The sequence below is a fragment of the Pararhodobacter sp. genome, assembly GCF_034676075.1.
In the GTDB taxonomy this organism is placed as follows: Bacteria; Pseudomonadota; Alphaproteobacteria; order Rhodobacterales; family Rhodobacteraceae; genus Pararhodobacter.
In genome coordinates this window covers 23,174-42,451 of record NZ_JAUCCQ010000012.1, presented here as the reverse complement: position 1 = coordinate 42,451, position 19,278 = coordinate 23,174, and the positions used below count along the sequence as shown (strand labels likewise).

The following is a 19,278-nucleotide window of genomic DNA, read 5'->3' as shown; positions in this document are numbered from 1 at the left end:
ACCAGGACGCTGCGGGGACCTTCGGGTCCCCGTTCGTTTCCTGAGCCCCTGCCGCCCCTCAGGCCCCGAATGCCCGGCGAGGCGGAAAGCGTGATCGCACAATGGTGGCGCGGCCGCCCGCCGCGTCCTATATGATGGGTCCAACAACCCCGAGAGCCGGAATTCATGTCGCTGCCGCCCGGATTTCTGGAGGAACTGCGCTCGCGCGTGTCCATCGCGCAGGTGGTCGGCCGTGCCGTGACCTGGGATCTGCGGAAGTCGAACCAGGGCAAGGGCGACCTCTGGGCGCCGTGCCCGTTCCACCATGAAAAGACCGCCTCGTTCCACGTCGACGACCGCAAGGGCTATTACTATTGCTTCGGGTGTCAGGCGAAGGGCGACGCGCTGAAATTCCTGCAGGAGACGCAGAACCTCGGCTTCATGGAGGCGGTCGAGACGCTGGCGCGCGAGGCCGGGATGACCATGCCTGCCCGCGACCCCGGCCAGCGCCAGCGCGACGACCGGCGCACCACGCTGGTCGAGGTGATGGAAAAGGCGGTCCGCTTCTACCGCATGCAGCTGAACGGCGCCCAGGCGGCCGAGGCGCGCGCCTATCTCGACCGGCGCGGGCTCAGCGCCCAGCAGCGCGAGCGGTGGGAGATCGGCTTTGCCCCCGACCAGCGTCAGGCGCTGTTCCAGCATCTGACCCAGGCCGGCATCGCGCCCGAGCTGATCATCGAGGCCGGTCTCTGCGCCACGCCCGACGGCGGCGGCGCACCCTATGACCGGTTCCGCGGCCGCATCATGTTCCCGATCCGCGACGGGCGCGAGCGCTGCATCGCTTTCGGCGGCCGGTCGATGGACCCGAATGCGCGGGCCAAGTATCTGAATTCGCCCGAGACGCCGCTTTTCCACAAGGGGAACGCGCTCTTCAACCACGCGCCCGCCCGCAACGCCACCGGCAAGGGCCAGCCGCTGATCGTGGCCGAGGGCTATATGGACGTGATCGCGCTGGTCAACGCGGGTTTCGAGGGCGCGGTGGCGCCCCTCGGCACCGCGGTGACCGAGGATCAGCTGCGCCTGATGTGGCGGCTCCACGAGGAGCCGGTGATCGCGCTCGATGGCGACGCAGCGGGCCTGCGCGCGGGGCTCAGGGTGGCCGATCTGGCGCTGCCGCTGGTCTCGGCGGGGCAGGGGCTGCGGTTCGCGCTTCTGCCCGGCGGGCAGGACCCGGACGACCTGATCAAGGCGCAGGGCGCCGGGGCGATGAAGGCGGTGCTGGACCGCGCCGTGCCCATGGCCCGGCTCCTCTGGGACCGCGAGATCCAGGGTCAGGTCTTCGACAGCCCCGAGCGGCGCGCGGCGCTGGACCGGCGGCTGCGCGAGATGCTGAACCGCATCACCGACCCCAACCTGCGCGAGCATTACGCCGAGGATTTCCGCCAGCAGCGCCGGGCGCTCTTTTCCGGCGACAGCGGCGGCGGGTTCCGCCCGGGCCGCAAGGGCAGCTGGGACAAGAAGGGCTGGGACAAGAAGGGCGGCGGATCCGCCGCCCCCTTGCCCGGCACCCGCGGGTCGCTGCTGGCCGCCGGGGCCGAGGGCGCGGACGAGGATCTGCGCGAGGCGCTGATTCTCGCCACGCTCTTCGCCCATCCCGTCCTGATCACCGATTTCGACGGCCCGCTGGTCGATCTGGAGCCCCGGCGCGAGGATCACCGCCGCCTGCAGGCTGTGCTGCTCGCCGCTGCGCATGAGGATCCGGCCCCCAGCCGCGCGGTGCTGGCCGAGCGCGCGGGCGAGGCGCTGGCGACGCTGCATGCGCTGCCGCATGTGGCCATCGCGCCGATGCTGCGCCCCGAGGTGGCGCCCGATTTCGTGCGCAATTGCCTGACCGAGGACTTCCAGGTGTTGCTTTCGCGCCGCGCTCTCAAGCGCGAGCTGAACGAACTGGCGGCCGAGATCGAGGACATCCCCGACGACACGCTGACCTGGCGGCTTGGCCAGACGGCGGCGGCGCTGGACCGTGCCGGACGCGGTGCGAGCAACGAATCAACGACCGATCTGGGCGAGGACCGCGCCGAGCTTGCGGCGCAACTTCAGTCCCTTATCGACGCCCAGGTCTGGGTGAAAAAGAAGCGAAGACCCGGGCCGCCGTGAGTCGACGGCCCCCGAATCAGTGAATCTTGCCACGCCCCCTGTGATTCGGCTCGCCCAAGGGCTATCTCTGTGAAAAAGCCGAATCACGCCTCGTCCCCTGCCCGGAGGAACCATGGTCGCCAAAGATACCGACGACGCGAAGCCCGAAGATCAGGACAGCGAATTTACCCTCGACATGAGCCAGGCTTCGGTCCGGCGCATGATCGCCGCCGCACGCGAGCGGGGGTTCATCACCTATGAGCAACTCAACCAGGTGATGCCGCCGGATCAGGTCTCGTCCGAGCAGATCGAGGACGTCATGTCCATGCTCTCGGAAATGGGCATCAACGTCGTCGAAGAAGAAGAAGCCGAGGAGGGGGAAACCCCCGACGCGCCTGAAGCCACTGCTTCCGGCTCGACCGAACTGGTCGTGGCCTCGGGCGGCAGCGAGACGCTGGACCGCACCGATGACCCGGTGCGCATGTATCTGCGCGAGATGGGCTCGGTCGAACTGCTGAGCCGCGAGGGCGAGATCGCCATCGCCAAGCGGATCGAGGCCGGGCGCAACACGATGATCGCCGGGCTCTGCGAAAGCCCGCTGACCTTCCAGGCGATCATCATCTGGCGCGACGAACTCCTGTCCGAAGAGGTGCTGCTGCGCGAGGTCATCGACCTCGAGGCGACCTTCGGCAATGCGCTCGACGACGACGAGGACGGCCCGGTGGTCGAAGGCGTCGGCGGCACCGACAGCGACGGCCAGCCGCGCGCGGCCCGCCGGGCGGAGCCCGAACTCGACGCCGATGGCAACCCGATCTCCAGTGCGGACGACGACGACGACGATTTCGACCAGTCGAGCATGTCGCTTGCGGCGATGGAAAGCTCGCTCAAGCCCCGCGTGCTGGAGACGCTGGACCAGATCGCCCGCGACTACGACATGCTGGAAGAGATGCAGCATCAGCGGATGCAGGCGACGCTGCAGGAAAAGGCCCGTTTCTCGGCCGCCGAAGAGACCGCCTATCAGAAGCTGCGGTCGGAAATCGTCGAGCTGGTGAACTCGTTGCACCTGCACAACAACCGCATTGAGGCGCTGATCGACCAGCTTTACGGCATCAACAAGAAGATCATGACCATCGATTCGGCGATGGTGAAGATCGCCGATGCCGCCCGGATCAACCGGCGCGAATTCATCGACGAATACCGCGGCTATGAGCTGGACCCGACCTGGTGCGACCGGATGGCCAAGGCCAAGGGCCGCGGCTGGGCGACGCTGTTCGAGCGGCACGGCGACAAGGTCGTCGAGCTGCGCGAGGATATGGCCGAGGTCGGGCGCTATGTCGGCGTCGACATCAGCGAATTCCGCCGCATCGTCAGCCAGGTGCAGAAGGGCGAGAAGGAAGCGCGTCAGGCCAAGAAGGAAATGGTCGAGGCCAACCTGCGTCTGGTGATCTCGATTGCCAAGAAATACACCAACCGCGGGCTGCAATTCCTTGATCTCATTCAGGAAGGCAACATCGGCCTGATGAAGGCCGTCGACAAGTTCGAGTATCGCCGCGGCTACAAATTCTCGACCTATGCGACCTGGTGGATCCGTCAGGCCATCACCCGCTCGATCGCCGACCAGGCGCGGACTATCCGCATCCCGGTCCATATGATCGAGACGATGAACAAGCTGGTGCGGACCTCGCGCCAGATCCTGCACGAGATCGGCCGCGAACCCTCGCCCGAGGAACTGGCCGAGAAGCTGCAGATGCCGCTCGACAAGGTCCGCAAGGTCCTGAAGATCGCCAAGGAGCCGATCTCGCTGGAAACCCCGATCGGCGACGAGGAGGACAGCCAGCTTGGCGATTTCATCGAGGACAAGAACGCCGTTCTGCCCCTCGATTCCGCCATTCAGGAGAACCTGCGCGAGACGACGACGCGGGTCCTGGCCTCGCTCACCCCGCGGGAGGAGCGGGTTCTGCGGATGCGGTTCGGCATCGGCATGAACACCGACCACACGCTGGAAGAGGTCGGCCAGCAGTTCAGCGTGACCCGCGAACGGATCCGGCAGATCGAAGCCAAAGCTCTGCGGAAGCTCAAACATCCGAGCCGCAGCCGCAAGCTGCGCTCGTTCCTGGATCAGTGACCTTGCTCCTCAATCCCGACGACTTCGATGCCCATGTCGCGCATGCCCCCGAGGGGGGCGTGCGCGATGCTTTCACCGCCTTCGCCCATGCCGAGTATCCGGGCGGGCTGACCGCGCGTGCGACCTCCAAGGGCTTCATCGCCCATGAATTGCGCATCGAGGACGGGGATTTCTGGTATTTCTCGGCCGTGCTGAACGAGGACTGGGTGCTGTGGTACTTCCGCAAGCCCGCGTTCCGCGATCATCTGGTCGAGGCGGATGCCGTGCGCGCCGCCTTTCCGACGGCCCATGTGACGCCGAAGGGTGAAGTCTCGCTCCGTGTGCGTGATGCGGAGACTGCGCAAGCCGTGATCGCCCATCTGAGCGCTCCTCAGCGCTGAGACCTGCCCGGCGCCAAGACCCTGATGACCGGGGCCCTCTAGCCCTCAGCCCGCCCGACCTGCCGCTGCGGGGACCGCGCTCGCGTCCTCCGGCGGGGAAGTGGGCGGGGCGTGATCCTCATCTTCCGCCTCGGTGAACCAGTCGCGGCGGGCGGTGGTGACCCAGTGCAGGGCGCTGTCGGCGTCGTTCAGCAGCGCGTCGAAGGACATTCTGGACGGAATGAAGGTCGCGCAGCCGACCGTGAGCCGGGGGTGGTGCAGCCCTTCGCCGGTCGCCAGAGGCGGCAGGCGGGAGACGGCCAGCCGCAAGGCCTCGGCCCGTTGCTCCAGCTGAGGGAGTACCAGGTTCGGCACGACGATCAGGAATTCGTCGTTCCACAGGCGGCCGATGATCGCGTCGTCTTCCGGCATCTCGGCCCGGACCGCCGCCGCGATATCGCGCAGGAGCGCGTCGCCCTTCGGATTGCCGAGCGTGTCGTTCAGACCGGCGAAGCCATCGACCTCGGCCATCAGGACTCCCGCGACATCCGCCTTGATCCCCCGCACCGCCGCGGCGATCCCGGCCCGGTTCAGCAGCCCGGTCAGGAGGTCCTGCTGTGCCGTCGCCTCGGTCTTGCGCAGCTCACGGGCGATGATGAAGCCCAGAAGGAAGGTCATCTGGAACATCACCCAGCCCAGCCCGCCGAACAGCTGGGCGATGAGATCGGCCTCCTGCGGTTTGGGGGCCATCAGATAGGCATAGATCCAGCCCGCCAGCATCGGCATGACCAGCGAGAGCCCGGCCATGAGGCGCAGCGCCATCCCGGCGGCGCCGGGCAGGAAGAGCGCGGAGAAGACGCTGCGCTCGCGCAGGCGCAGGGCGGCGGCGAGCGTCAGGGTGAAGGCGGCGAGCGTCGACCAGACCGACAATTCGCGGTCCCACAGCGCGCCTGACATCGCCAGATCAACGACCGCCACGTTGCAGATCGCCAGCAGTGCCAGCACGAAGAGGCTGGAGAGCAATCGGCTGCGCCGCGCGCCGAGGAGCGCCAGCGCGCAGGTGGCGATGAACAGGAGCGATTTGCTGGAAACATGACCGTTGAGGCCCAAAGCGCCCAGCTCGGCCGCCCGGAGCGCGGCGTCGAGGCTGCCGCCGAAGAGGCCGGTCCAGCGGTCGGCGAGGGTCAGCAGGCAGGCAGCGGCGATGGCAAGGCCCAGGACCAGCGTCAGCCGGGGGTGGGGGCGATGGTCAGGCCGGGTCCGGTCCCGGTGCCAGAGGATCGCCATCGTCGCATAGGCCAGCGCTGTCGGCAGCGCCAGCGCCGGGTGGCCGGGGCGTGGCCCGCCCGCCAGATTGGCGATCAGCCCGAGGGCGACCAGCCCGATCGTTACCAGGGGCGCCAGGCGCAACAGCAGATCACTCACACGAAACGGCACAGGCGCACCCCTCTGGTCTGGGGGTTCATCCAAGCACGGGGCGTCTTAAGATGGCGTGAACGGGCTCAATGGCTCTCGGGGGCGAGCGGCCGTTGAAGTGCCGCCACCGCCGCGCCCGCCAGCAGGATCGCCGAGGCCGCCAGCAGGCTGGTGCCGATGCTGCCGGTCAGATCCCCCAGCGCGCCCGCGGCATAGGGGCCGATGGTCTGGGCGACGGCGAAGACCACGGTGAAGAGAGAGATGGCGCTGCCCCAGCTCTCGGGCGGCAGGTTCTTGCGCGAGAAATTGGTCACCGCCGAGGGCGCCATGAACACGCAACTGCCGAAGACCACGGCGGAAACCACCAGCCCGGGCAGGGTGGGCCAGAGGACCGGCAGGGCCGATCCCAAGGCGATGCCGGTCAGCACCAGGGCCAGCGGGCGGCCCGAGGCATGGCGGGCGAAGACACCGCGCCACAGCAGGGGCGAGACGGTGATGCAGCTGCCCAGCAGCACCCAGACCAGCGCCACCTGCAAGGGCGAGGCCGCCTGTTCCTTCATCCAGGCCGAGAGGAAGGTGAGATAGACGATATAGCCCAGCCCGAAGCCCGCGTAGCCCGCATATTCCGCCAGCATCCGCCGGGAGGGCAGAGGCGGCGCGCTGACCTCGCGCCTGGGGGGAACCGGGGCGCGACGCGCCGCCCACAGGCCCAGCGGCGCCATGAGCAGACTCAGGACGCCGACGATCACCCAGGCCCAGCGCCAGGAGCCGTCGCCCCATTCGGCCAGCATCGGCGGCAGGGTGGCGCCGCAAAGCACGATGGCCGAGCCGCCGCCCGAGCCAAACAGGATCGCGATCCCCAGCGCGTTGAGCCGCGGGTTGTCGGCCCAGAGCCGCGCCGCCAGCGCCCCGGCGGTGGAGAAGGAGAGCGCGCCGAAGAGCCCGGTCAGGAAGCGCCAGAGGCTCTGCCACCAGAGCGCGGGCAGGGCGCTGGTCGCGACCAGCGCCACCGCCGTCACCGCCAGCCCCAGCGCAAACAGCCCCGCCGGGCCGCGGCGCCTGAGCGCCAGCATGGTCCCCACGGCCCCGGCGATATAGCCCAGCGCGTTGGCGGTGTTCAGCCAGCCCGCCTGGGCATAGGTCCAGTCGAGATCGGCGCGCATCGCCGGCAGGATCAGCCCATAGGCGAAGCGGCCGAAACCGTTGGTCACCAGCACGCCCAGCGACAGGCCCACGAGCACCAGCCAGGGATTGGCCGGGGCCTTGGTTTGGTGCGTCATGGGATCCTCCTGCCCGAACCGCGCCATTCTTGCCCGCCGCCCCCGCGGCAACAAGGCTGTGCGCTTGCAATCACGCCACGTCACGGATAGCAGGGGCGCGGAGTTCAGGAGGCTCGGATGGAAGACCTGCGCAACACCTATCTCGCCCGGATCGCCGGGGCTGCCGACGCCGCCCAGCTGGAGGAGGTCCGCCTCGCCGCCTTGGGCAAGAAAGGCGAGATCAGCCTGAAGATGCGCGAGCTGGGCCAGATGTCGCCCGAGGAGCGCCAGACCTACGGCAAGGCGCTCAACGTCCTGAAGGACGAGCTGGACGCGGCTCTGCGCGCGCGCAAGGCGGCGATGGAGGATGCGGCACTGGACGAGCGGCTCAAGGCCGAGTGGCTCGACGTCACGCTGCCCGCCCGCCACCGTCCGCGCGGCACGATCCATCCGGTCAGCCAGGTGACCGAGGAATGCACGGCGATCTTCGCCGACATGGGCTTCCGCGTCGCCGAAGGCCCGCAGATCGAGACCGACTGGTACAATTTCGACGCGCTGAACATCGCGCCGGAGCATCCCGCGCGCCAGGAGCATGACACGTTCTTCATGCACCGTGCGCCCGGCGACAACCGCCCGCCGCATGTGCTGCGCACCCATACCTCGCCGGTGCAGATCCGCGCCATGCAGGAGCAGGGCGCGCCCATTCGCGTGATCGCGCCGGGCCGTGTCTACCGCATGGACATGGACCAGACGCATGCGCCGATGTTCCACCAGATCGAGGGGATGGCCATCGACAGGGACATCTCGATGGCGAACCTGAAATGGGTGCTGGAGGAATTCTTCACCGCCTATTTCGGCACCAAGGTGAAGACGCGCTTCCGCGCCTCGCATTTCCCCTTCACCGAGCCCTCGGCCGAGGTCGACATCCAGTGCTCCTGGGTCAACGGGCAGTTGCGCGTGGGCGAGGGGGATGGCTGGCTGGAGGTGCTGGGCTCGGGCATGATGCATCCGAAGGTGCTGCGCGCGGGCGGGATCGACCCCGACCAATGGCAGGGCTTTGCCTTCGGCATGGGGATCGACCGGATGGCGATGCTGAAATACGGCATCCCGGACCTGCGCGCCTTCTTCGAATCGGACCTGCGCTGGCTCCGGCATTACGGCTTCGGCGCGCTGGAAGCGCCGAGCGTCCACGCGGGCTGAACGGCCTTCAGACCCGAACGTCCCCGGCCGTCCTTCGTTGCGAAGGGCGGCCGCGGTGTTTTCGGGATCAGTTGCGTGCAGCGCCTGAGGAACCGGGGGCCGGCTGGCCGGTTCCGCCGTCCGGCAGGCGGGTTCCCGACCGGGCACCGGTGAATCGCGGCCTGGCCGCTTGTCTTTTCATCAGCCTTTACACTAGGTTTGAGACGCCGCGGGGAGCCTCCCGGGCGCCACGATGGCAAGGACCATGAAAGCACCTCTCGTCACTGCCCTGATGCTCGCGCTCGCTCTGCCTGCGGCGGGGCCCGCGCTCTCGCAGGATCTGTCCGAGGTCATCACCCGACAATACGCCGATGGCGGCATCTACGAGGGGACCTTCCTGGACGGGCTGCAGCACGGGCAGGGGACCTACCGGCTGCCGAACGGCTTCGAATACACCGGTTCGTGGGAACACGGCCAGATCACCGGCACCGGCACCGCGCGCTATCCCAACGGCTCGGTCTATGAAGGGCTGTTCGAGGATGGACGCCCCCATGGCCAGGGCCGCATGGTCTTTGCCGACGGCTCGTCCTACGAGGGCAATTGGGACGCGGGCCGCATCATGGGAGAGGGCACGCGGCGCTATGTCACCGGCGTGGTCTATACCGGCGCTTTCGACGACAGCCAGCCGCATGGCCGCGGCGTGATGGAGCGCCCTGGCGGCCTGCGCTACGAGGGCGAGTGGCAGCATGGCCTGCGCGAGGGGCAGGGCACGATCACCTACCCCGACGGCTCGGTCTATACCGGCGGCATGCTCGCCGATCAGCGCCATGGCGAGGGGCGGCTGACGCGGCCCGATGGCACGATCTATGACGGCGAATGGTCCGAGGGGATGCTGAACGGGGCGGGCGTGCTGACGCTGCCAGGCGGCGACCGGCGCGAGGGCAGCTTCGTGCAGGGCATGCTGCAGGGCGTCGGCCGCCTGATCATGGCCGATGGCGCGATCTACGAGGGCGATTTCGTCGATGACCTGCGCCAGGGCCGGGGCCGCCTGACCACGGCGGACGGCTATGTCTATTCCGGCGAATGGGTGGCCGACCGCATCACCGGCGAGGGGGTGATGACCGCCCCCGACGGCGCGCGCTACGAGGGACGGTTCCGCGACGGCGTGCCCGATGGCGAGGGCGTCATCACCTATGCCGACGGCACCGGCTATAACGGCACCTGGTCCGAGGGCCGGATCGAGGGCGAGGGCCGCGCCCGCATGGCCGAGGGCCTGATCTACGAGGGCAGCTTCCGCGCCGGTCAGCCGCAGGGTCAGGGCCGCATGGAATACCCCGATGGCCGCGTCTATGTCGGCGCCTTCGAGGCCGGTCTGCGCGAAGGGCAGGGCGTCATGACCTACCCGGACGGCACCCGCTATGAGGGGGGCTTCGCGAATGGCGAGCGCGAGGGGCAAGGCACGATCACCCTGGCCGATGGCTTCACCTATACCGGCGACTGGCGCGGCGGCCGGATCGAGGGGCAGGGCACCGCGACCTATCCCACGGGCGATGTCTATGTCGGCCAGTTCGTCGACGGCCAGCGCGTCGGTCAGGGTCGGCTGACCTATGCGGCGGGGCAGGTCGTGTCCGGCCGCTGGGATCAGGGCGTGCTGGTCGAGCCCGATGCGGCGCCCGAGGCTCCGGCCGAAGGGAACGGCGGCTGACCGCCCCTGGTGACGGCATGAAAAAAGGGGGCCTCGCGGCCCCCTTTCGCATGCTGTCGGGAAAGGCTCAGGCCTTGCCCTTGTAGATGTCCACCAGCTTGCCCAGCATCGCCAGCGCATCCTCGCGCGAGCGCTGGAACGAGTTCCGGCCGATGATCGAGCCATTGCCGCCGCCGTCGCGGATCGCGCGGGCGTCGTCATAGACCGCATCCGTGCCCTTCGCCGCACCGCCCGAGAAGACGATGATCCGGCGGCCGTTGAACGACGACTGCACGCAATGCTTGACGCGGGCGGCGAGCGTCGAGATGTCGATGCCTTCCTTGTCGTAGACCTTCTTGGCCTCGGGCTGCATGATGTGGTCGGTCGAGAGCTTGATCTTGATGATATGCGCACCCAAGAGCGCCGCGATATGCGCGGCATAGGCCGCCACGTCGATCGCCGTCTCGCCGTCCTTCGAGATGCCCTCGCCCCGCGGATAGGACCAGATCACCGTGGCGATGCCCTTGGACGCGGCTTCCTTGCGCATCTCGACGATCTCTTCGAACATGTCGAGCGCGCTGTCCGAGCCGGGGTAGATGGTAAAGCCGATGGCCGAGGCGCCGATGCGCAGCGCGTCATCGACCGAGGCCGTCACCGCCTGGTTCTTCGGCGCCGAGGACGACATCAGCGAATTGGACGAGTTCACCTTCAGGATGGTCGGGATCTGACCGGCGAAGGTGTCGGCGCCCGCTTCCAGCGGACCCAGCGGCGCGGCATAGGCGGAAAGGCCCGCGTCGATGGCCAGCTGGTAATGGTAATGGGGGTCGTAGCCCGCCGGGTTCGGGGCGAAGCTGCGAGCGGGGCCGTGCTCGAAGCCCTGGTCCACCGGCAGGATGATCATCTTGCCGGTGCCGCCCAGCTTGCCCTCCATCAGCATGCGGGCCAGATTGGCCTTCACGCCGGGGGTTTCCCCCTCGTAATTGGCCAGGATTCGCTGAACGGTTTTGGTGGCGCGCATGGCGGGTCCCCTTTGGATTGACTGCTGGCGCCTTGGATACGCGGGCCTTGGTGACGCGGCAATGGCGGCGTCGGGACGTTAGCGCCCACAAGCGCAAAAATCTGCGCCAGCGGCGGGAATCCGCGCCGGAAACCCGCCACTTGCGGCTCAGAGGGCGGGATCGAAGACCAGCGAGCGGTGCACCATCGCCCCCGCCCAGGCCCCGTCGCCGACCGTCAGCGAGACGGAATGCGGCACGCGCGCCGCGTCGCCGCAGGCATAGAGGCCGGGGATCGACGTCTCCTTGAACCCGTCGGTGCGGTATTGCACGCCCATCGGCGTTTCTTCCATCGCCACGCCCAGAGCTTCGGCGGGCAGGCTGGCGGGCCGGGTCTTGGTGGCGACGAAGAGGCCGGCAAAGCTGAGGGGCTCGCCGCTCTGGAACCGCACCTCGACCGGCCCCTCCAGCGGGCCCGCCACCTCGAGGATCGCCCGGCCCTCCAGCGTCAGGCCCCGGTCGGTGAGGGTGCGGCAGGTCTCGGGCTCCAGCGGGACGAGGGCGTTGGTCAGCAGCGTCGCCTGACCGAACTCGGTGAAGAGCGGGGCGTGATGGATCGCCTCGGGCCCGTTGGCGATCAGGGCGATGCGGCCGAAATCCAGCTCATAGCCGTGGCAATAGGGGCAGTGAAACACCGATTTGCCCCAGCGTTCGGCCAGTCCCGGGATCTGGGGCAGCGTGTCGGCAAGGCCGGTGGCCAGGATCACCCGGCGGGAGGCCAGACGCTCGCTGTCTTCGGTTGTGACCTCGAACCGGTCCTTGGCGCCGCTGACACTGGTCACGGCACCCTCGCGCCAGGACAGCGTGGGATAGCGCTGCAACTGCGCCCGGGCGGTGGCGGCGATGACCGCCGGATCCACGCCGTCCTGCGTCAGGAAACCGTGCGAATGGCTGGCAAAGCGGTTGCGCCGCTGGCCCGCGTCGATCACCAGCACCTGGCGTCTGGCGCGCAGCAATTGCAGCGCAGCCGCCATCCCGGCATAGCTGCCGCCTACCACGATCACGTCGTACATTGGTCAATCCCTGTGTTGTCGGACCTGTCGGTGGCGCCGGGCAAAATCCTCGGCCAGATCGGCCAGAGAGACGGCGCCGAACCGTGTCATCAATTGCGCCTCGGCCTGGGCGAAAGCGTCGCCCAGGGCCGCGTTGACCGCCTGTTCGACCAGGCAATCGGGGTTGTCGCTGCGGTGGCCGATGGCGAAGATCGCCGGTTCGCCCAACGCGTCGTAGAGGTCGCGCAGGCTGATCTGCGCCAGATCCGCGGCGATGGTCCAGCCGCCCGCCTTGCCCCGGGCCGAGGCCACGATGCCCTTGTCGCGCAAAAGGCCCATGGTCCGGCGCACGACCACCGGATTGGTGCGCATGCATAGGGCCAGGGTTTCCGAGGTCATCGGCCCCTCATGCTCCGCCATGTGGAGGAGCGCGTGAAGGACGTTGGAAAGGCGGCTGTCGCGGTTCATGTAACTTCAACTATTACGATTCGTCGGGAAAGGCAAGGGGGGCGCCGTCAGAAGCCCCGCGACAGGTGGCGCGAGCCCCTGAGGCCGAAGCGCAGCGGCCAGTCGGCGGCCTTGGTGATGCCGATGCGGGTGCCGGTCAGGTAGGCCTCGGGCGGGTCCAGCTCCAGCTGGAAATCGGCGCTGCCAAAGGGGCGGCCGTCATCGGCGCCGGTGATGCCCAGCGCCTCGGCCAGCATGCCGGGGCCCTTGCAGAGCGGTTTGCCCGGGCCGCGGCGGGCCTGCATCGCCATGAGCCCGGATAGCGGCTCCAGTGCCCGGATCAGCACGGCATGGCCGGGCAGGCCCACCACGTTCAGGCACCAGTGCAGCCCGTAGATCCGGTAGACATAGGCGTGCCCCGGCGGGCCGAACATGGCGGCGTTGCGCCTGGTCGGGCCGGGGAAGGAATGCGAGGCGGGGTCGTCCGGGGTATAGGCCTCGGTCTCGACGATGCGGCCGGTGCAGCCCCGGACGGTCAGGCTGGCGCCCAGAAGGAGGGGCGCCAGCTCGGGGGCGGGCAGGGCGAAGGTCACCGCAACAGGGCGACGACCTGCCGCTTGTGGGGCTTCATCCGGTGCTCGACCAGATAGATCCCCTGCCAGCTTCCCAGCGCCATCTCGCCCGAGATCACCGGGATCTGCAGGCTGACCGGCAGATGCGCGGCCTTGATATGGGCGGGCATGTCGTCGGGGCCTTCCAGCGTATGGGTGATCCAGCGCATCGAGGGATCGTTCGAGGGCGGGACCAGCCGGTTCAGCCAGGTCTTGAGGTCGCGCTGGACGTCCGCGTCGGCGTTCTCCTGGATCAGGAGGCTGGCCGAGGTGTGGCGGATGAAGAGCGTCAGAAGCGCCTCGTCGGGCTTCGAACGGCCGACCCAGGCGGCGACCTGGGGGGTGAGATCGTAAAGGCCGGGGCCTTGGGTCTGTAGGGTGAAACTGCTGTGCATCGGCTGCCGGAAACAAGTGTCCCACGCGTGGGACAGTGTGGCGGGTTGAGCGAATTCAGGGACTTGTTCTGTGCCGTTCAGATTTCGTCAACACTCTCCCACCGGGGATGCCTGCGCCATCATAGCCGCTCGGAGGCGGCGGCGGAAGGCCCGTCGCCGCCCCAGAACCGGGGCCTCAGCGCTTGGCGCTCTTGCCCTTGCCGGTTTCCTTGTTCTCTTCCGAGATGATCTTCGCCTTTTCCTTGGGCTGGCCCTCGGCGGGTTTCTTGGTCTGCGATCCGGGTTTGGCTTGGGTCGGCATCGTCTCTCTCCCTGAGAGTGGTTGCGATGCAGGGAAAACGCGCGAGCCGGGGGCCGGGTTCCGCATCGGGGGCTAGAGCTGGAAGAGCCCCAGCGCCGCGACCACCTCCTGCCGCGTCGCCTCGGTCCGTTCCCGGGCGCGGGCTGTGCCCTGGCGGATCACCTCGACCACATGGCCCGGATCGGTGGCGAGCTGCGCCCGACGCGCGCGGATCGGCGCCAGCAGGGCCTGCAGGATCTCCTCGAGCCGGACCTTGATCGCGCCGTCGCCCAGCCCGCCCCGCCGGTAGCGCGCCTTCAGCTCGGCCAGCCCGTCTGGGTCCGGGTCGAAGGCGTCGAGATAGGCGAAGACGACATTGCCCTCGACCCGGCCCGGATCCTCGATCCGCAGATGATCGGGGTCGGTGAACATGGCCCGCACGGCGCTGCGGATCTGGTCGGCCGAGGCCGAGAGGGCAATCGCATTGCCGCCTGATTTCGACATCTTGGCCTTGCCGTCGATGCCGGGCAGCCGACCCGCGGCGGGGATCACCGCCTGCGCCTCGGGCAGGATCGCGCTGCCCGCGGTGGCGTTGATGCGGCGCACGATCTCGTTGGTCTGTTCAATGAGCGGCGCCTGATCCTCGCCCACCGGGACCACGGTGGCCTTGAAGGCGGTGATGTCGGCGGCCTGCGCGGCGGGGTAGCAGAGGAATCCCGCGGGAATGTCGCGGCCGAAGCCCCGGGCGCGGATCTCGTCCTTGATCGTCGGGTTGCGCTCCAGCCGGGCGACTGTGACGAAGTTGAGGTAGAGCATCGACAGCTCCGCCAGCGCCGGCAGATGCGATTGCAGGCAGATCGTCGATTGCGCGGGGTCAATGCCGACGGCGAGGTAATCGAGCGCCACCTCGATCACATTGCGGCGCACCTTGCCGGGGTCGTGGGCGTTGTCGGTCAGCGCCTGGGTATCGGCCAGCAGCAGGAATTGCTCATGCGTCTGCTGATAGCGCAGCCGGTTGGCGAGCGAACCGGCGTAATGGCCGATATGAAGCGGCCCGGTGGTGCGGTCGCCGGTGAGGATGACGGGTTTGTCCATGGTGCGTCTCTCTTTGGAGCGAAGAGGGCCGCGGGGGACGCGAGGAAAACAAAAAGGCCGCCCCAGCGGCGGCCTCGGGATACATCTGCTGGTCCGGCCGCCTTGTCAGGGAGCCAGCCACCAGAAGCATGCGATGATCAGGGTGTTTTCCATGGCCCCGTCGTAGCGCCCGGGCGAGGGGGCGTCAATTGGGGGCAGGGCAAACGAAAAGGGCCGCTCCCGAAGGAACGGCCCCAGTCGGAAGTGGAGGCGGATCTTACTTGATCTTGCCTTCCTTGTATTCCACGTGCTGACGGACCACCGGGTCGAATTTGCGGATGGTCATCTTTTCAGTCATCGTCCGGGCGTTTTTCTTGGTCACGTAGAAGTGGCCAGTGCCCGCCGTCGAATTCAGACGGATCTTGATCGTCGTCGGCTTCGCCATCGGTATCTCCTGCGCACGGCAGTCGAACAGCTGCCGATGAATTCCTATGAAGCCCGCCTTTTACGCATGGAAGCGCCAGAGTCAACGGGCGAATGGGCCCTCGGGACGGGGTTTTCGCTCAATAGGCGTTTTTCGTGGTGACCAGGCTCCAGGGCGTCAGCAGAACGATCTTCAGATCCAGCCAGAGCGACCAGTTTTCGATGTAGTAAAGGTCATGCTCGATGCGGGCGCGGATCTTCTCGGGCGAGTTCATCTCGCCGCGCCAGCCGCTGATCTGGGCCCAGCCGGTAACGCCAGGCTTGACCTTGTGGCGGGCCGAATAGGCCTCGGTGATCTGGTCATAGACGATGTCGCCGGTGCGCGCGGTCAGGGCATGGGGCCGTGGTCCGACCATCGACAGATCGCCCTTCAGGACGTTGAAGAATTGCGGCAATTCGTCGATCGAGGTGCGGCGGATGAAGCGGCCGACCCGGGTCACGCGGGAATCGCCCCGCCGCACGGCCTTGACCGCCGTGGGGTCGCATTGGTCGGTGAACATCGAGCGGAATTTCAGCACTTCGATGGGCTTGTTGTTGTAGCCATGCCGCTTCTGGCGGAAGAGCGCGGGACCGGGGCTTTCAAGCCGCACGGCGATGGCCACGGCCAGCATCAACGGCGCGAAGAGGGCGATGGCGATCAGGGACAGCACGATGTCGAAGGCCCTTTTCTGCACGGCGGCGAATCCCCCGATCGGGCGTTTGTAGATCTCGATCAGCTGGAACGGGCCGATGCGCGAGCGCCGCTTGCGCGAGAATTCGGGGATCTCGGCGCCGTCCAGCACGCGGATGTCGACAGGCAGCACGAAGAGCCGGCCCAGCAATTCGCGGATCCGCTGTTGCGAGGCGCCGGGGATGGCGATGATCACGGTGTCGATCTTGGCCAGGCGGGCGAATTCGACCAGATCGTCGACATCTCCGGCCTTGTGGTGACCCGCGACCATGGCGGGCGAGCGGTCGTCCATGCGTTCGTCGAAGAAGGCGCAGAGCCTGCGTCCGCGCCGCCGCTCGCGGTCGATCTCGCGCACCAGGGGCTCCAGCGTGTCGCCGCCGCCGACCAGCACGATGCGATGTTCGAGCCGCCCGGTCTGCACCAGATGGGCGATGCGCAATTCCATCGCCACGCGGGAGGTCAGCATGAACCCGGCCGCGGCGATGAACCAGAAGAGCAGGGAAGCCTCGACCGTGCCGCTCGGCAGACCCGCCAGGATGAGCAGCCCCGCCAGCAGCATCAGGCCGATGATCAGCGAGGCCAGCGCGGTGGCCGTCGCCCGCCACAGGCTGCGCATGCAGCGAAAGCCATAGGCCCCGGCGATGCGGCCCACCAGCGCCACGCTGAGCGCGCCCAGCCAGATCACCTCGAGCCGCTGCAGGTCGGAGAAGATCGCCTCCTCGACCAGCGGGAAGGCCAGACGCCCCGCCAGCCCCACGGAGAGCACATCGACGCAGAACTGCAGATAGCCCAGCACCTGCGGCTTCATCGACGGGCGGCTCAGCCGCTGCGCCGCGGCCTGTGCCTGCCCGCCCAAAAGACGGGGCCGCGCCCGGCCGGTCCAGGGCCGGCGACGGTTGGCTTCGGTAAAAAGGCGTTTGCGCGATGCGGTCTCGGTCATGAACTCACCTTCCACCCCGCGATGGCAGGGCCGGGCCAAGCCGAATCGCGGCCAGCCCCCGTTGAACGCTTGAACGCTAAGCAGGCCATCGGGCACAAATGTGGCAATTGGCTGGAATTCGACGAAAAAGCCGGTTTGCGCGGATGGCCTGTAAGCCGGATTCTGTTCCGGGGTTGCCCCCTTCGACGGCCATTCATCTGCCCCGTCCGTTACCGGCGGGGTCGAGCTGCCAACCCGGGCCTCTGGGCTGACGCGTCCCTGCGGCGATATCGGGAGACCCGATCATGCCCGCGCGAGGCCCCTATTCGGCATTGCTCCCGGTGGGGCTTGCCTTGCCGGTCCGGTTGCCCGTCCCGCGGTGGGCTCTTACCCCACCGTTTCACCCTTACCCGCGCCTCGCGGCTTGGGCGGTCTCTTCTCTGTGGCGCTTTCCCTCGGGTTGCCCCGGCCGGGCGTTACCCGGCACCGTTGCCTCATGGAGTCCGGACTTTCCTCGGATCCGAAGACCCGCGGCCGTCCGGCCATCCGCGCGAGGGGTGTCCTACGCCCGGCCCGCGGGCGCGTCAATCACTCCGTGCAGAGCGTCTCGCGCAGGCCCCGGGCCGTGAAGACCTCCTGACAGCCGAACAGCGGCGAGATCGGCGCGCAGCTGCCCGAGCGCGCCAGGCACAGACCCTCGCAATCGGCAGCGGCCTGACAGCGCTGGCCACCGTCGCGGGTCGGGCGCACGCAGGCGACGACACCACGGCCCCGGGCCGACAGTTGCCCGCCGCCGCGCTCGCAAAGACGGCGCTGTTCGGCCAGAAAGGCGGGCTCGGGTTCCGGTTGCACCTCCGGTAGGGGCGCCTCGGCCTGCGGCGGCAGGGTCTGTTCGGTGATCACGTTGCCTGCGGGCGCCGCCGCATCGCCGCCCGGCCCGGCGATCCGGCATCCGGCCAGCAAGCCCACCACCAGCACCGTGATCAGCAGCCCCCGCATCGGCCGCTCAATAGGGCAGGGGATGGGCGCGGTAGACCTGGTCGATGGCCGCGACCAGCGCCTCCGGCAGGACGGTCTCCAGCGCGGGCAGTTGCTGCTCCAGCTGCGCCGCCGTCGTCGCGCCCAGAATCGGGATCGCGGTGAAGGGGCGGCTGCGGAACCAGGCCAGCGCCATGACCACCGGATCCATTCCCCAGTCCAGCGCCAGCCCGCGATAGGCGGCGACGGCCTCGAAGACCCGCGGCGTGATCCGTCCGCTGAGGTCGGGGTTGCGCGCGCGCCGCGAGTCCTCGGGCGTCACATCGCCCGCGTATTTGCCGGTCAGCAGCCCGGTGGCGAGCGGCGAGAAGCCCAGAAGCGGCACCTCCTCCATGACGCTCGCCTCGGCCAGATCGGTGTCAAAGAGCCGGCACAGCAGGGAATATTCGTTCTGGATCGAGGCGATGCGCGGCAAGCCCCGCTCCTCGGCCGCGCGGATCCACTGCGCGAGGCCCCAGGCGGTTTCATTGGACAGCCCCAGCCGCCCGATCTTGCCCTCGGCGATCAGAGCCTGCGCCTCGGTCAGGACCTCCTCGACATGGGCGCGGACCCCCGCGGCACCGGCGCCCGGCCTGTAGGACCAATGCTTGCGGAAATGATAGGAGCCCCGGTTCGGCCAATGCAGCTGAAAAAGGTCGATGTGGTCGGTGCCGAGCCGCCCGAGCGAGCCCTCGACCGCGGTCCTGAGCCGCGCCCGGTCGATCAGTGGCGAGCCTCCCTCGATCACCGCGCTGCCCTCGCCGGTCACCTTGGTGGCAAGGACCAGCCCCTCGCGTCCGCCCCGCGCCGCCATCCAGCGGCCGAGGATCGCCTCGGTCAGGCCGCGGGTCCCGGCCTCGACCGGGTTGACCGGGTACATCTCGGCGGTGTCGAGAAAGGTGAGACCCCGCTCGCGCGCCATGTCCAGCTGGCGGAAGGCCTCCGCCTCGGGCGTCTGGCGGCCGAAGGTCATGGTGCCGAAGCAGAAATCGGGGATCGCGGTGCCGTCGCGGCCGAGGGTCAGCTGGTGCATGGAACATCCTTTGCCCAAGACCTTAGCGGTGGCAGGACGAAAGGCAAGCGCGGGGCGGCGGGCGTGCCGATCCCGGTGATGACGGGCGGGGGGCGCCGGGGTCTCGGTGGCGCACCATCGCGCCCGCCGGATCCGGCGGGTGACCACCCATTAAGGTTAACGCGC

At 68.3% G+C, this 19,278-nt stretch carries 18 protein-coding genes and 1 other RNA gene; 5 read left to right on the top strand and 14 right to left on the bottom strand.

Features of this window, described 5'->3' with window-relative positions; genetic code table 11:
• Positions 1-165 precede the first annotated feature (165 nt).
• From dnaG to VDQ18_RS06545, 3 genes are all read left to right on the top strand, one after another.
• Positions 166-2,136, top strand: coding sequence for a DNA primase (gene dnaG, locus VDQ18_RS06555; RefSeq protein ID WP_323020181.1), 1,971 nt, complete (start codon positions 166-168; stop codon positions 2,134-2,136).
• 112 nt (positions 2,137-2,248) lie between these two features.
• Complete coding sequence (gene rpoD / locus VDQ18_RS06550; protein ID WP_323020180.1) at positions 2,249-4,240, top strand: RNA polymerase sigma factor RpoD; 1,992 nt, start codon at positions 2,249-2,251, stop codon at positions 4,238-4,240.
• Between the two features lie 2 nt (positions 4,241-4,242).
• A complete protein-coding gene (locus VDQ18_RS06545; RefSeq protein ID WP_323020179.1) occupies positions 4,243-4,620 on the top strand; it encodes a hypothetical protein in 378 nt (125 codons plus the stop codon).
• A gap of 45 nt (positions 4,621-4,665) precedes the next feature.
• Here VDQ18_RS06545 and VDQ18_RS06540 read toward each other — a convergent pair whose 3' ends face one another.
• Both VDQ18_RS06540 and VDQ18_RS06535 read right to left on the bottom strand, forming a co-directional pair.
• A complete protein-coding gene (locus tag VDQ18_RS06540; RefSeq protein ID WP_323020178.1) occupies positions 4,666-6,009 on the bottom strand; it encodes a GGDEF domain-containing protein in 1,344 nt (447 codons plus the stop codon).
• 92 nt (positions 6,010-6,101) lie between these two features.
• On the bottom strand, positions 6,102-7,295 hold the full coding sequence (locus tag VDQ18_RS06535; RefSeq protein WP_323020177.1) for a YbfB/YjiJ family MFS transporter: 1,194 nt from the start codon (positions 7,293-7,295) through the stop codon (positions 6,102-6,104).
• Positions 7,296-7,412: 117 nt separating this feature from the next.
• Between VDQ18_RS06535 and pheS the strand changes: the two genes are divergently transcribed.
• The gene (gene pheS, locus VDQ18_RS06530) at positions 7,413-8,474 is read left to right on the top strand and encodes a phenylalanine--tRNA ligase subunit alpha (protein WP_323020176.1); all 1,062 of its coding nucleotides are present in this window, start codon (positions 7,413-7,415) and stop codon (positions 8,472-8,474) included.
• 244 nt (positions 8,475-8,718) lie between these two features.
• The gene (locus VDQ18_RS06525) at positions 8,719-10,158 is read left to right on the top strand and encodes a 2-isopropylmalate synthase (RefSeq protein ID WP_323020175.1); all 1,440 of its coding nucleotides are present in this window, start codon (positions 8,719-8,721) and stop codon (positions 10,156-10,158) included.
• 67 nt (positions 10,159-10,225) lie between these two features.
• On the opposite strand, the gene VDQ18_RS06520 is transcribed toward VDQ18_RS06525, so the two are convergent.
• The 12 genes from VDQ18_RS06520 to VDQ18_RS06465 all read right to left on the bottom strand — a co-directional run bounded on the left by VDQ18_RS06520 (position 10,226) and on the right by VDQ18_RS06465 (position 19,113).
• Entirely contained in the window at positions 10,226-11,155 is a 930-nt protein-coding gene (locus VDQ18_RS06520) for a class I fructose-bisphosphate aldolase (RefSeq protein WP_323020174.1), read from the bottom strand.
• 147 nt (positions 11,156-11,302) lie between these two features.
• Positions 11,303-12,205, bottom strand: coding sequence for an NAD(P)/FAD-dependent oxidoreductase (locus VDQ18_RS06515; RefSeq protein ID WP_323020173.1), 903 nt, complete (start codon positions 12,203-12,205; stop codon positions 11,303-11,305).
• 3 nt (positions 12,206-12,208) lie between these two features.
• Complete coding sequence (locus tag VDQ18_RS06510; protein ID WP_107754905.1) at positions 12,209-12,652, bottom strand: Rrf2 family transcriptional regulator; 444 nt, start codon at positions 12,650-12,652, stop codon at positions 12,209-12,211.
• 47 nt (positions 12,653-12,699) lie between these two features.
• Positions 12,700-13,224, bottom strand: coding sequence for a DNA-3-methyladenine glycosylase (locus VDQ18_RS06505; RefSeq protein ID WP_323020172.1), 525 nt, complete (start codon positions 13,222-13,224; stop codon positions 12,700-12,702).
• Positions 13,221-13,637 (bottom strand): secondary thiamine-phosphate synthase enzyme YjbQ, encoded by a 417-nt coding sequence (locus VDQ18_RS06500; RefSeq protein WP_107754903.1) that lies wholly within the window; start codon positions 13,635-13,637, stop codon positions 13,221-13,223. The genes VDQ18_RS06505 and VDQ18_RS06500 overlap by 4 nt, the downstream gene beginning before the upstream one ends.
• Before the next feature lie 175 nt (positions 13,638-13,812).
• Entirely contained in the window at positions 13,813-13,938 is a 126-nt protein-coding gene (locus VDQ18_RS06495; protein ID WP_323020171.1) for a hypothetical protein, read from the bottom strand.
• 72 nt (positions 13,939-14,010) lie between these two features.
• Positions 14,011-15,012, bottom strand: a complete 1,002-nt coding sequence (gene trpS / locus VDQ18_RS06490) for a tryptophan--tRNA ligase (protein WP_323020170.1) — start codon at positions 15,010-15,012, stop codon at positions 14,011-14,013.
• A 256-nt stretch (positions 15,013-15,268) separates the two neighbouring features.
• Positions 15,269-15,436: a 50S ribosomal protein L33 gene (rpmG, locus tag VDQ18_RS06485; RefSeq protein ID WP_068303983.1), complete on the bottom strand. Its 168-nt coding sequence runs from the start codon at positions 15,434-15,436 to the stop codon at positions 15,269-15,271.
• 118 nt (positions 15,437-15,554) lie between these two features.
• A complete protein-coding gene (locus VDQ18_RS06480; protein WP_323020169.1) occupies positions 15,555-17,084 on the bottom strand; it encodes an undecaprenyl-phosphate glucose phosphotransferase in 1,530 nt (509 codons plus the stop codon).
• A gap of 135 nt (positions 17,085-17,219) precedes the next feature.
• Positions 17,220-17,613: RNase P RNA component class A (gene rnpB, locus VDQ18_RS06475), an RNA gene on the bottom strand.
• Positions 17,614-17,651: 38 nt separating this feature from the next.
• Positions 17,652-18,062, bottom strand: coding sequence for a hypothetical protein (locus tag VDQ18_RS06470; protein WP_323020168.1), 411 nt, complete (start codon positions 18,060-18,062; stop codon positions 17,652-17,654).
• Positions 18,063-18,069: 7 nt separating this feature from the next.
• Positions 18,070-19,113, bottom strand: coding sequence for an aldo/keto reductase (locus VDQ18_RS06465; protein WP_323020167.1), 1,044 nt, complete (start codon positions 19,111-19,113; stop codon positions 18,070-18,072).
• Positions 19,114-19,278: the final 165 nt, after the last annotated feature.

Coding starts and splice junctions, on each gene's coding strand:
- VDQ18_RS06480 (WP_323020169.1), bottom strand. CDS start 17,084: ATGACCGAGACCGCATCGCGCAAACGCCTTTTTACCGAAGCCAACCGT.
- trpS (WP_323020170.1), bottom strand. CDS start 15,012: ATGGACAAACCCGTCATCCTCACCGGCGACCGCACCACCGGGCCGCTT.
- VDQ18_RS06495 (WP_323020171.1), bottom strand. CDS start 13,938: ATGCCGACCCAAGCCAAACCCGGATCGCAGACCAAGAAACCCGCCGAG.
- VDQ18_RS06465 (WP_323020167.1), bottom strand. CDS start 19,113: ATGCACCAGCTGACCCTCGGCCGCGACGGCACCGCGATCCCCGATTTC.
- rpmG (WP_068303983.1), bottom strand. CDS start 15,436: ATGGCGAAGCCGACGACGATCAAGATCCGTCTGAATTCGACGGCGGGC.
- rpoD (WP_323020180.1), top strand. CDS start 2,249: ATGGTCGCCAAAGATACCGACGACGCGAAGCCCGAAGATCAGGACAGC.
- dnaG (WP_323020181.1), top strand. CDS start 166: ATGTCGCTGCCGCCCGGATTTCTGGAGGAACTGCGCTCGCGCGTGTCC.
- VDQ18_RS06500 (WP_107754903.1), bottom strand. CDS start 13,637: ATGCACAGCAGTTTCACCCTACAGACCCAAGGCCCCGGCCTTTACGAT.
- pheS (WP_323020176.1), top strand. CDS start 7,413: ATGGAAGACCTGCGCAACACCTATCTCGCCCGGATCGCCGGGGCTGCC.
- VDQ18_RS06525 (WP_323020175.1), top strand. CDS start 8,719: ATGAAAGCACCTCTCGTCACTGCCCTGATGCTCGCGCTCGCTCTGCCT.
- VDQ18_RS06470 (WP_323020168.1), bottom strand. CDS start 18,062: ATGCGGGGGCTGCTGATCACGGTGCTGGTGGTGGGCTTGCTGGCCGGA.
- VDQ18_RS06520 (WP_323020174.1), bottom strand. CDS start 11,155: ATGCGCGCCACCAAAACCGTTCAGCGAATCCTGGCCAATTACGAGGGG.
- VDQ18_RS06535 (WP_323020177.1), bottom strand. CDS start 7,295: ATGACGCACCAAACCAAGGCCCCGGCCAATCCCTGGCTGGTGCTCGTG.
- VDQ18_RS06515 (WP_323020173.1), bottom strand. CDS start 12,205: ATGTACGACGTGATCGTGGTAGGCGGCAGCTATGCCGGGATGGCGGCT.
- VDQ18_RS06510 (WP_107754905.1), bottom strand. CDS start 12,652: ATGAACCGCGACAGCCGCCTTTCCAACGTCCTTCACGCGCTCCTCCAC.